Source organism: Photobacterium sp. GB-56 (genome assembly GCF_003026105.1).
Taxonomy (GTDB): Bacteria; Pseudomonadota; Gammaproteobacteria; order Enterobacterales; family Vibrionaceae; genus Photobacterium.
Genome location: NZ_PYNW01000003.1, coordinates 165,402 through 177,790 on the forward strand (window position 1 = coordinate 165,402; position 12,389 = coordinate 177,790).

The following is a 12,389-nucleotide window of genomic DNA, read 5'->3' on the forward strand; positions in this document are numbered from 1 at the left end:
TCTACAATTGAAACAAGATCTGATTATTGAAATGCGCTGATTAGGGATTAAAAGCATGCATGTAATGGTAAGACGATTACTACCTGTGGTTATTATCGCGATATTTATTGTGGCATCAGTGTTGTTGATAAACACCAAGAAACGGCCAGAGCAGCAAAAAGTTACAGTGCAGCCTCCTGTTTTAGAAGTCATTAAAATACAAAAACAAGATGTGCAACTTACCGTAGGTTCATATGGAATTGTTGAACCCAAGCAAAAAGCAGAAGTTGTCTCTGAAGTCGTCGGTTCGGTCAAATACATTTCTCCTGATTTTGCTGTGGGCAAGTTCGTTGCAAAAGGAGAGTTATTAGCACGTTTAGATGATAGCGACTATCATGCCGATCTTGCTCAAGCTGAAGCGACATTGGCACAAGCACAAGCGAAATTAAAAGAAGAAATTGCGCGAGGGAAAGTCGCTAAAAAGATCTTACATGATGTATCTGTGAATAAACAAACCTCTCTTGGTTTACGTGAACCGCAACGCAAACAAGAAGAAGCCAATGTAAAGTTTGCACAAGCGGCTGTAGAGCGTGCTAAACGTAATCTGACTAAAACAGAAATACGTGCTCCTTTTGATAGTTTAGTGACAGCGAAAGAAATCAATATCGGTAGTTATGTAACGAAAGGTAAGTTAATTGGCGAGTTGTATGGTACTCAAACGGCTGAAATTCGTTTACCTATCACGCCGCAATCGATGGCTTATCTTGATTTACCTCGTCTTGAAACCACAAAGATCACCTTAGAATCTCAATATAACGAAGTGAAAGTGATTCATTGGGCGGCACAGTTAGTACGTAATGAAGGTGTAATTGATAAAGATAATCGAATGATTTATCTCGTCGCAGAAGTCAACGACCCTTATAACCGTCATACATCCCTCGTTAATAACACATCTTCTTTTTCATTACCTATTTTGCAATTTGGTACATTCGTAACAACAAAGATCCAAGGGCGAAAAGTCAGTGATGTGATTAAGTTACCGCGCCACGTTGTTCGTTCTGAGCAGGTCATTGTGGTTGATGCGGATAATAAAACCACAACTCGAAAGGTGCATGTAGTCCGTTCAGATAAAGAAAATGCTTATATTATCGGGGGACTAAAAGATGGAGAGTTAGTTTCCTTAATAAGCCCTGATAGCTTAATTGATGGTACTGAAGTTACAACGGTGATGAGTAAAAGTTATTCCCCTGATATTTCACCACTAATGGCTGCCGATAAAAAAGTGGTAAATCCTAACGTCGTGAATAAGGGAGAATAGCGATGAAAGAAAAAGGATTAATTGCTTGGTTTACCCATAATCATGTTGCTGCCAATCTACTCATGTTGCTTGTTATTTTAGGTGGCTTATTTTCTATTAGTTTAATCAATAAAGAAATTTTCCCCGCTTTTGCTTTGAATCGCATTATGATCACAGCAAGTTATCCTGGCGCGTCTCCTGAAGATATAGAACAAAGCATCAACATTAAAATTGAACAATCGCTCGATAATGTAAAAAACATCAAGCGGATTGAATCTGTCGCTTCTCAAGGCTTGGCTTCATTGACTTTAGAGCTTGATACGGGAGCCGATCTTGAGAAAGTGCTAGATGATGTCAAACAACAAATTGATGCCATTACGACGTTTCCAGTCAATATGGAAACGCCATTGATCAAGCGGGCTGAATTTACCAGTAATGTCATGTTCATTTCGCTTTATGGCAATCTCAATGAAAGACAATTAAAAGAATATGCCAAACAAGTTCGAGACGATATTTTACTCGAAAGCAGTGCTTCTGACGTTGTCGTTTCAGGCGTAAAAGATTATGAAATAGCGATAGATGTCTCTGAAAATGCGCTAAGAAAGTATGGTTTAACCTTTGAGCAAGTCGCGAATGTTGTTCAACAGCGATCTATAGATTTACCCGGTGGCATCATTAAAGCTAAAGATGGTGATTTATTGGTTCGAACTAACGGTCAACTGTATAGCGGTGATGCGTTTTCATCGATTGTTTTACGCACGCGCTCAGACGGTAGCCGATTATTATTATCAGATGTCGCCACTGTTTCAGACGGTTTTGTTGAAAATAGGGTTTTAAATCGTTTTAATCGCCAACGAGCCGCAGTTATTCAAGTACGAAACTTAACGGATGAAGATGCGACTAAAATCTCACATCAAGTCAGTGAGTATATAGCCAAAAAGCAAGCTCAATTACCTTCGGGTGTCTATCTCGACACCTGGGGAGATATGTCACATTATTTGGAAGGGCGTTTGAATATGATGCTTTCCAATATGCTATATGGTGGCATATTAGTCTTTGTTATTCTTGCTCTTTTTCTTGATATACGCGTTGCGTTTTGGGTCATATTAGGGATCCCATTTTGTTTCCTTGGTACGCTTTTGTTTATGCCAACGCCGTTTATTGCGGTATCAATTAATCTTATCTCGCTGTTTGGTTTTATTTTAGTGCTAGGGATAGTTGTTGATGATGCAATAGTGGTGGGAGAAAGTGTTTACAGTGAAATTGAAGACAAAGGGCAAGGCATTGATAACGTTATAGCTGGGGCGAAGAAAGTCGCTATTCCTGCAACATTTGGCGTCTTAACGACCATGGCGGCGTTTATCCCCATGTTGATTTCGGATGCGCCTCGCACTGAGTTTTTCAAAGCTATCGCATGGATTGTATTGCTGTGTTTAAGCTTTTCTTTGATAGAGTCAAAACTTATCCTTCCTGCACATTTAGCGCGTATGCGTTTAACGCCGCGGAGCAAGACACCTCATTTACTTTCACGCTTAAAATTGCGTTTTAACAATGCAGTCGATCGGTTTATAAATTATAACTATCGTCGATTTATTACCCTGTGTACGAGGCATCGCTATAGTGTCTTAGCGACGTTTTCTGGCATCTTAATGCTTGCTATCGCACTTGTGGTAAGTGGCCAATTACGATGGGTCTTTTTTCCTAATCTTCCATCTGATTATATTCAAGTAAATGTAGATATGGATGTGTCTTCTTCTGATGAAAATAACGCGCGTGTTGCGGCTCAAATAGAAGATGCATTGTATCAAGCAGATGCCAAAATATATCAAGAGCTGGGTGTGAATGTGGTAAAACACACTTTTATGAATATGGCGAATCGGCAAGATTTATTTATCTTAGCCGAGCTCCATAAAACAGAAACGTTACCGATCAGTAGCTTTGAAATATTAAAACAATGGCAAGCACAAATGCCACCTTTGGTCGGAGTGAAAAATATTACCTATGATGCCTCGATTGATCGTAAGCAAAGTGATTTACAGTTTAGTTTAAAAGGCGAAAATTTAACGCAACTTGCTGCCGCATCGAAAGCAATGCAACAACTGTTATCTGAGTATGATGGCACGTTAAATATTAAAGATGATCTCTCATCACCAATACCAGAAGTGAAATTACAATTAACCGCAGTAGGGGAAGCATTAGGCTTATCATTATCAGCATTAGCCAACCAAGTTCGTCATGCTTTTTTTGGTTACGAAGCACAGCGTGTTTTGCGTAATAATGAAGAGGTTAAAGTCATGGTGCGTTATCCGCAACAAGAACGCAGTACGATTGGATATTTGGAGAATATGAAGGTGAGATTACCAAGTGGCAAGTTTGTCCCTTTTACTGAGGTTGCCACGGCTAATATTGAATCTTCTTATACCAGCATCAATCGGGTTGATCGAAAACGATCTGTGATTGTGTCTGCCAATGTTGATAAAGCACAAACATCACCGTCTGAGATCTATAATGATATTCTGACAAATAAACTCGATACATTACAACAGCAATACCCTGATATTAAGATAGCGTTAGATGGTCGAGCAAAAGATGAAAAAAATACCAAAGGTAGTTTAATTCGTGATGCTTTACTGGCTCTTCTCACTATATTCGCTTTAATGGCGATTCCGCTGCGATCTTATAGCCAGCCATTGATTATTATGTCTGTGATCCCATTCGGTATTATCGGCGCAATAGCTGGGCACTATATTGCTGGGCTTACCCTTAATTTACTCAGTGTGTTTGGAATTTTGGCGTTAGCTGGGGTTGTGGTCAATGACTCGTTAGTGTTAGTTACCTTTATTAATCGAGCATTAAAGCAAGGCGTTGACTTACAACAAGCGGTTATTGATGCGGGGTGTGCACGATTTAGGGCGATTGTATTAACGTCATTAACGACCTTTTTTGGTCTCGCGCCTATTTTATTAGAAGATAGCTTACAAGCACAGATCGTGATCCCGATGGCAACATCATTAGCCTTTGGGATTTTATTTGCCACCGTTGTGACCTTACTATTAGTGCCATCATTGTATTTAATATTACAAGATGTTAAATCAGTAATAAGGCGGTTTTATCACTGGTGGTGGCAACCACGCACATCCGAGTAAATTGCGTCAAAGGATGAACGTGGTTACATTTAACGAGGTATTCGGTATGGATGGCCTAACCTAGAAACCAATACCGACACCAGCAGAAACTCCCGTATCATGCTCTGAGTCGTCAGATGCAGCAACAGTAATGATACCTCGTTGTCCAACATCAAATTTACCGCCTAATGCAATTGCAGATTGGTTATCGTAATTTGCCGTACCTAGGCCGATGGTATAGTGATAACCTTGACGGAAAGGGATTGCACTCATCGCCATAGCACTTGCAATACCCGCATTGGCTTCGTTATGTACTTTGTTAATATCTTGGCTAAGTTCACCAAAACGTTGATCGGTATAACTATTAGCTTTATTGAGTGTTGCTGTAGCATTTTGATCTGCATAATGGTCAGCCTTATTTACGGCATTATTAGCGTCAATATCTGCATAATGGTTAGCCTGTTTAACCGCTTCGGCTGTTTTATTATCGGTATATCCATTAGCTTGGTGTAAAGTGTTAGCCGCTGAAGTATTGGTATAACTCTTTGCTTGGTTTAATGTTGATGATACTTGAGTATCAGTATACTTATTTGCTTGTGAAATACCTTGGTGTAGCTGACTTACGTTAACCGCATCTGTTTGTGCTATACCTGCTTGTACATGCTCTAAACGACGTTGGATCTTATCGCTACCAAATGATACTTGGCCATCAGTAGAAACAGATTGATTGCCTATCGCAATAGAGCCTGCTTTACCTGATGCAGTCGCATAGTTACCAATAGTAATATCTTTTTCACCCGCTGACGCTTTAGTCCCCAGTGCCATTGAATAGTTACCGTCAGCATGGCTACTTGTACCCATAGCCATTGCATATGTACCTTTCGCGACACTACTGGTACCCAACGACGTCGTTGAATACCCAGTGGCTTTAGCACTAGAGCCAAAGGCAATAGAAGCATTGCCATCAGCATTGGCTGTAGAGCCAAAAGCCTCGGTTTGAACGCCTTTTGCGATTGCTCCAGAGCCAAATGAAGAGGAACTATTGCCGTATGTTTGTGCATTAGAGCCAAAAGAGGCAGATTGGTTACCTTGGCTTTTTGCCGCAATCCCCATAGCTATCGCAGCATTACCATTAGCACTTGATGAATAACCTTCAGCAACACTCGATTCCCCTTTTGCTGATGATGCGTAACCAATTGCAACAGAATTGTTACTTTGCGCAACAGAAGCACCTTGGCCCAAAATAACATTATTCGTATTCGTTGCTGCATTAGAAGAATTATCACTTAAATTATTACTTAAATTAAGGGGTTGAGCGAAAGCAGGTAATGAAAAAAGTGATATTAATAAATAATGTTTTTTATTTAATAGCATGGCATAACCCTAATAGTTTAATTTAGCGGTAGCATATACAATTTAATTAATAAAGTTAGAGTTAGGAATAGAATTAAAGTTACCAAAAATGTGATTTATGCATTGTGGTAGGGTTTATATTCATTAAAAGCGAATATATATTAGTATTTGATGTTAAATGTGCCAGTTTTTTGACTTTTTAGGTGTTTTTTAAAATAAAGAAAAATATGGGTGTTTTTCAAAATTAAAAGAAAATTAATTAATCTTGACTGCAAATCTACATTTAAATTTTAGAATATATTTAATCTTTAACCTTATTTCTTTTAACAGTTAAACAAACCGAATAATCATTAATGCCATTTTCTTGACACTTGATAACATTTTCTTTTAATTTTTTTAACTCTTGTTGATTGCGGACAGAATAGACCATCCCGTTTACGCAAGAAATCGTGATCATGCCTTGCGGTGAGAATTGATAACCTTCTACTTCACTCCCGCACGGGTTAAAGCCAATGCCTGCATTTACACTGACTTTTTTGGGTACAACTCTCACACTTTCAGTTACGCAACCTACCAGTAAAAAAAGACTTAAAATAATGCTTTGTGTCGTTATCAATTTCATGAGTATTCTCAGTTTGTTAATCTTGATGATGTTGTGTCTAAATTAGGATGCAGCAATGCTCAATAGAATGAATGCTAACGAACAACAATTAATGATTTTAACATCTCACTATGCCGTTTATCTATAATATGAGTTATTCATATGTTAATAAACGTTCAGCCTGATTAAACATTAGAGTCGTTTTTAATTTTTTCTAAGTTTATGAAAATATTGCGTTATAATAGATGTAATGCAAATGACTTTGTTTAAATTTAAAGGAGGAGAACTTAATGTTTAGCGATGTACTGTGGTTTGTTCCCTTCATGATTTTGTTTCTTATCTTTAATTTACTCTTTATAAGAAAACGAAAAAAGAAATCACATGGCAGTTATTTCTCTCATCTTAAAACGCGTTTGAACACTTATCAATCAATGCTAGAGAGTGAAAATGAAGAAGACGACAGTATTATTGAAGATGATTTCATCGAAGAAAAGCCGATAAAAAAACAAGGGACAAAAAAACCTCGCCAACCTGATGCGATAGAGCCTGCGAAGAAAACAAGCCAGAGAAAAACACCACTAAGAAAGAATACCCAGATAGACAGTGACCATTGGTTAAATCAAAAAGCCAAACGAACGCCTGCCAATAAACCATAGATGCTTGGTGTTGTTATAGGTATCACTAGAACGCTATACAGCTGCTATAGAAAAGGATAAAGGATTATGAAATCAAAGAATAAAGCACTCTGGGGAAGGGGGAGTTGGCTTGATGTCACGATAAGAGTGACGCTGCTATTAGCCTTTGCTTATGCGGTAAAAACGTTTCATGAATTCGTGACCATTGATCGCTGTTTAGATGCTGGGCATAGCTATAATTACATAGAAAAACAATGTAATACGATAGAGTAAACCGCTTACCACTGCCTATTGGTGGGGTATGGTTATCGTCTGATATCCCACTTTTAACTTCTCTACAATCACCTTTCCCTCTCTGAAGATTTAAATACATCAAATAAACCCTTTTTCACATTTCGTTCACTGTTGACATTAAAAGTAGATCTACATATATTAAAAATCATATATATGAAAAATCGCATGTGAATTTATGGAAACACTATCTTTCTTCAAAGCCATGGCGGATGACACTCGCCTTAAAGTACTTATGCTCCTTAGTTTGAAAGGGGAGCTTTGTGTGTGTGATTTACAACAAGCATTAGATATTAGCCAGCCTAAAGTGTCTCGTCATTTAGCAGAATTACGTCGTACTGGGTTGTTGGTCGATGAGCGCCGAGCTAAATGGGTGTATTACCGACTGAATCCTGCAATACCACCTTGGATGAGCGAGATAGTTTCAACATCGTCACAAAACAGTCATCAATATTTAGAAGACTGTTTATCTCGACTCGAATCAGATTGTTCTAGTTGCTAATTACATATCGATTAGTGACAGAGTTAAAGACTATTTATACATAGGCCACAACATGGAAATTAAAGACTTATCGTTACCAAATCTTGATGAAAACCAGTTCAATGTTACGACGTCAGAAGATTTAGTTGCGCCAAAATCAACCCATAAACCGCGTATTCTGTTGCTTTACGGATCATTACGTAAGCGTTCTTTTAGCAAGTTAGTGATTGAAGAATCAGCGCGATTATTAGTAAAAATGGGCGCAGAAGTCCGTATTTTTGATCCACAAGGATTACCACTACCAGATGCAGAAGATCCAACGCACCCCAAAGTCGCAGAGTTAAGAGATCTTGTGATCTGGTCAGAAGGGCAAGTGTGGTGCTCACCAGAGCGACACGGTTCGATGACAGGGATTATGAAAGCACAAATTGATTGGATCCCATTATCTATGGGGGCTGTTCGTCCAACTCAAGGGAAAACACTGGCGGTAATGCAAGTGTGTGGTGGTTCACAGTCATTTAACGTGGTGAATCAACTTCGTGTGCTGGGTCGTTGGATGCGTATGGTGACTATCCCTAACCAATCTTCTGTCGCAAAAGCGTTTTTAGAATTTGACGATAACGATCGTATGAAGCCATCAGGTTATTACAACCGCATTGTTGATGTGATGGAAGAGCTAGTGAAATTTACGCTACTAACCCGCGATAACAGTGATTTCTTAGTCGATCGTTATTCAGAGCGTGTCGAAAGTGCAGAGCAATTAATGCAACGTGTAAACCAAAAAGAAGGCTAATAAAATGGGACTGTTTGAACGTTACTTAACCGTATGGGTTGGGGCTGCCATTATTGCCGGTCTTATTCTTGGCAGTGCAATTCCACAATTATTTAGCGTAGTAGCATCGCTTGAATACGCGCATGTTAATATTGTTATTGCGGTATTAATTTGGTTAATGATCTTCCCAATGATGATGCAGATTGATTTCTCATCGATCAAAGATGTGGGTAAAAAACCGAAAGGCCTAGTGCTAACACTGGTGATTAACTGGTTAGTAAAACCATTTTCTATGGCGTTTCTAGGTTGGCTATTCTTCAAAGTTTTCTTCGCCTCTTGGGTTGATCCAGAAACCGCTTCTCAATACATCGCAGGTATGATCTTATTGGGCGTTGCACCTTGTACCGCAATGGTATTTGTGTGGAGCCAAATGACCAAAGGTGATGCGAACTACACCTTGGTACAAGTATCCGTTAACGATCTGATCATGATCTTTGCTTTCGCACCGATTGCTGCATTCTTGCTAGGTGTGACAGACATTACTGTGCCTTGGGATACCCTAGTGTTATCAGTAGTACTTTATGTGGTGATCCCATTAGTGGCGGGTGCCATTACTCGTAAAGCGTTAGATAAATCAAACGACCATTCTCGTTTAGATAGCCTATTAGCCAAGCTAAAACCTTGGTCAATCATTGGTTTGTTATCAACAGTGGTTTTATTGTTTGGTTTCCAAGCTGAAACAATTATCGCTAACCCTGAAGCGATTGTATTAATTGCGATTCCATTGTTAATTCAAACTTACGCGATTTTTGCCATTGCTTACTGGGCTGCAAAACGCATGAAGTTAGCTCATAACATTGCAGCACCCGCTTGTATGATTGGTACCTCTAACTTCTTTGAATTAGCGGTAGCCGTTGCGATTTCACTGTTTGGTTTACACTCAGGTGCCGCTCTTGCCACCGTTGTTGGCGTGCTGGTGGAAGTACCCGTTATGTTGTCTTTAGTATGGTTTGCCAACCGTACTCGCCATTGGTTTGATGAAAACGAAATGCCATCAAACACTATTTCAAAAGTACACGGAGAGTAAAAACATGGTTGTTATTCACCATAATCCAGAGTGCGGTACCTCAAGAAATGTGCTGCAAATTATCCAAGATGCAGGCTATGAGCCAGTCGTGATTGAATACATTCAAGAAGGGTGGACGAAACCTCAGCTTCAAGCGTTATTTGCAGCGGCAAATCTAACCCCACGTACAGCACTGCGTACCAGTAAATCACCAGCCAAAGAGCTCGGTTTATTAGATGAAAGTGTATCAGACGACGTGATTTTAGAAGCCATGCTAGAACACCCTGTATTGGTGAATCGCCCAATCGTATGTACAGCGAAAGGTGTAAAACTGTGTCGCCCTAGTGAAGCGGTATTAGATGTGCTTGAAAACTGGCCGAAAGGACCACTAATCAAGGAAGATGGTGAAGTCATCATCGATGCCAACGGAAACCGTCTACTGTAATTGCTTTTGCCACTACAACTTAAGTAAGTATAAATAGACATGTTTAAAGCTCTGGTGAAAGTCAGAGCTTTTTTTCGTTTAGATGATAAGACAATGCTCAATTTCCTAATGATCTCAATTTCATTAGGTGTTGATATATAGGGCTGTATTCTTGGTTGTGATTTTAATCCGACGGGCTAAAAACAGTTCTTACTTTTATCGAGGGCAATAAATTAACTGAAAGTGGTTTTTTGCGACTAAGTTAGTAAAAATAAGGGTTTTTATTTATTAGAATGATGAGAATTTGCTGTATTAATATAGCGTAAAAGTAAGAATGCTTATTAATATACTGTTAAATGCTTAGCGTGAAATAGATCAATTCCTTATCCTTGCTTTCACGTTACACTGTTATCTCATTGAAAATATAGAGAAATAGCAATGACAAAAATCGTAAGTTTTATAAATCTAAAGGGCGGTGTAGGAAAGACTACAACCGCTGTAAACATAGCAGCAGCTTTAGCTGAAGATGGTGAAAGGGTACTCGTCATTGACTTAGACCCTCAAACAAATGCTACGGTTTCCTTAATCTCCCAAAATGAATGGCAAGATTGTCACGATAACGGGCAAACACTGTACCATTTATTTAATGACATGTTGGAAGACCTTTCTGAATTCAACATCGACGAAGCAGTTTATTTCAATGCCGGTGGAATCGAAGGGCTTGATTTGCTTCCTTCAAGCATGTTCTTAGTCGATATTCAAGACAGTATTCCTGATATGGACAACAAAGCCTACGTCAGTCATGTGGACGTTTTAGGTAATGCTATCGAAGATATTAAAGATGACTACGATTACATCATTATTGATTGTCCCCCAAATCTGGGAGCTATTACTTTAAATGGGATTAACATCAGTGACTGCTATGTAGTACCAACAGTGCCGGATATCTTGTCTAAGATTGGTATAAGCCTAATCTTAAACCGAATTGACTCATTTAAGCGCCGGAAGCGCTCTTGTAATATTGAACTCGCTGGAGTTATTTTTACGAAGGTTGACTATCGTACAAACTTACACAAATCTACAATGCGAGAACTCCGTTCAGGAGAGTTGTCGGAAGATGTCTTTGAAACTGAGTTTCCTCAACGAATCTCCGTGGCAGAAGCTCCTATTGATTCAAAACCTTTTTTGACCTCTAATACGGCTAAATCTAAGGCTGACTTCCGTGATACTAGAGGTATTATTTATAACCTGACGGAGGAGTTTGTGGAGAGAGTGGAGGCTTGTTGTGAGTAAAATAACAGTTAAAGATATCGAGTCATTTGGTAAAGTTTTGGGTGCGTTATCGGAATTATGTATTAATAACCCTCAATTAGTAAGTAACCTTCTTGCGAGCGCTGATAATACGAAAAGTGGAAAAAACGTGCAAAAAGAAGAAGAGATTTCTTCTAAAGCTCGTGAGTTTAATGTCTTTCAAACAATCAAGTCTCTTTCTCGAAAGGAGGCTCTGTCTTTAGTTGTTGGGTTTAATAAAACGGAACTTAAATTCATAATCAAGAATAATAACCTTGGTCCTACTCGCCTGAACTCGGTGGATAGTTTGGCGGAGTTTATCGTTGATACTGTATCAAAGCGCACAGAAGATGTATTTCTAAATCAACAAGATCGCATTTAACAGATAAGGATATGTGTCGCGTAGCCGACACCTATCCGAAGTGTTGGACAAGCCCAAGCTACCTTATATAAGTAAATATTGGAAATATCATGAAGGGGGATGCCAAAAAGAAGTCGAGCGTTATCCTTGGTGTGAACCAATAATATTAATATCCTGATTTATAATAAAATCCTCTTTAATTCTAAAGCGTGAATGCCATTATCCTTATTATTTAACATCGATTATCTATTCCCGTTAATTGCATGACATGTTGGCAGTAGGGGCAAAAGGGTTGGGCTTTTATACGTACCGTTTTATTCGGTGAGGGCAACGTGCGTGTTTTCATCGTTTGGTTTTGGACGAAATGTCACCTGATCATTATTGATATTCAATTGTGTAAAATACCGCTTCAGATCGTCGGTAGTTAATGTGTCTGGTGATTTATCCAATTGGTGAGTAATGCGACGTAGAGCACGACTATAAGCATCAATCGTAGCGGGGCGTTTACCTTGCAAGGTGAGATGGGTAAGGTGTTGTTCATAAAGATAATCTGAACGATGTTGCTGTGCTTTATTCATGTTAAATACTCCTTTGGAAAGGTGTATTTAACGTAATTGAGGTTTAGTTTTCATTCTACCGCGCAGCGGATTCGTTCAACAAACTGTTCAAGAGGGATTCATTCCGCTTGGCATTTTTTGCCATGGGTTGGTTTTG

General features: G+C 39.0%; 12 protein-coding genes and 1 pseudogene. 10 read left to right on the top strand and 3 right to left on the bottom strand.

What is annotated here, in order from left to right:
- Positions 1–55 precede the first annotated feature (55 nt).
- Positions 56–1,297: an efflux RND transporter periplasmic adaptor subunit gene (locus C9J42_RS05305; RefSeq protein WP_107287528.1), complete on the top strand. Its 1,242-nt coding sequence runs from the start codon at positions 56–58 to the stop codon at positions 1,295–1,297.
- Between the two features lie 2 nt (positions 1,298–1,299).
- On the top strand, positions 1,300–4,422 hold the full coding sequence (locus C9J42_RS05310) for an efflux RND transporter permease subunit (protein ID WP_107246218.1): 3,123 nt from the start codon (positions 1,300–1,302) through the stop codon (positions 4,420–4,422).
- A 60-nt stretch (positions 4,423–4,482) separates the two neighbouring features.
- Here the strand turns inward: C9J42_RS05310 and C9J42_RS05315 are convergent, their stop codons facing one another.
- A complete protein-coding gene (locus C9J42_RS05315; RefSeq protein WP_107206704.1) occupies positions 4,483–5,775 on the bottom strand; it encodes a YadA-like family protein in 1,293 nt (430 codons plus the stop codon).
- Between the two features lie 280 nt (positions 5,776–6,055).
- Positions 6,056–6,376, bottom strand: coding sequence for a hypothetical protein (locus C9J42_RS05320; protein ID WP_107206703.1), 321 nt, complete (start codon positions 6,374–6,376; stop codon positions 6,056–6,058).
- 269 nt (positions 6,377–6,645) lie between these two features.
- On the opposite strand from C9J42_RS05320, the gene C9J42_RS05325 reads away from it, so the two are divergent.
- The 8 genes from C9J42_RS05325 to C9J42_RS05360 all read left to right on the top strand — a co-directional run bounded on the left by C9J42_RS05325 (position 6,646) and on the right by C9J42_RS05360 (position 11,696).
- The gene (locus C9J42_RS05325; RefSeq protein ID WP_107206702.1) at positions 6,646–7,011 is read left to right on the top strand and encodes a hypothetical protein; all 366 of its coding nucleotides are present in this window, start codon (positions 6,646–6,648) and stop codon (positions 7,009–7,011) included.
- Between the two features lie 66 nt (positions 7,012–7,077).
- On the top strand, positions 7,078–7,263 hold the full coding sequence (locus C9J42_RS05330; RefSeq protein WP_107292864.1) for a hypothetical protein: 186 nt from the start codon (positions 7,078–7,080) through the stop codon (positions 7,261–7,263).
- Between the two features lie 196 nt (positions 7,264–7,459).
- Positions 7,460–7,783 carry a metalloregulator ArsR/SmtB family transcription factor gene (locus tag C9J42_RS05335; protein ID WP_107206700.1) on the top strand — a complete coding sequence of 108 codons (324 nt, stop codon included), beginning with the start codon at positions 7,460–7,462 and terminating at the stop codon, positions 7,781–7,783.
- Between the two features lie 52 nt (positions 7,784–7,835).
- Positions 7,836–8,555 carry an arsenical resistance protein ArsH gene (arsH, locus tag C9J42_RS05340; RefSeq protein ID WP_045185791.1) on the top strand — a complete coding sequence of 240 codons (720 nt, stop codon included), beginning with the start codon at positions 7,836–7,838 and terminating at the stop codon, positions 8,553–8,555.
- Positions 8,556–8,559: 4 nt separating this feature from the next.
- A complete protein-coding gene (gene arsB / locus C9J42_RS05345) occupies positions 8,560–9,621 on the top strand; it encodes an ACR3 family arsenite efflux transporter (RefSeq protein ID WP_107301744.1) in 1,062 nt (353 codons plus the stop codon).
- A 4-nt stretch (positions 9,622–9,625) separates the two neighbouring features.
- Entirely contained in the window at positions 9,626–10,045 is a 420-nt protein-coding gene (arsC, locus tag C9J42_RS05350) for an arsenate reductase (glutaredoxin) (RefSeq protein ID WP_105062586.1), read from the top strand.
- Positions 10,046–10,462: 417 nt separating this feature from the next.
- Positions 10,463–11,317, top strand: a complete 855-nt coding sequence (locus tag C9J42_RS05355) for a ParA family protein (protein WP_025793462.1) — start codon at positions 10,463–10,465, stop codon at positions 11,315–11,317.
- Positions 11,310–11,696 carry a hypothetical protein gene (locus tag C9J42_RS05360; RefSeq protein WP_107301745.1) on the top strand — a complete coding sequence of 129 codons (387 nt, stop codon included), beginning with the start codon at positions 11,310–11,312 and terminating at the stop codon, positions 11,694–11,696. Before C9J42_RS05355 ends, C9J42_RS05360 begins: the two co-directional genes overlap by 8 nt.
- Positions 11,697–12,064: 368 nt before the next feature.
- On the opposite strand, the pseudogene C9J42_RS05365 reads toward C9J42_RS05360, so the two are convergent.
- Positions 12,065–12,253, bottom strand: a pseudogene (locus C9J42_RS05365) (phage integrase N-terminal SAM-like domain-containing protein); the annotation flags it as partial.
- Between the last annotated feature and the right edge of the window lie 136 nt (positions 12,254–12,389).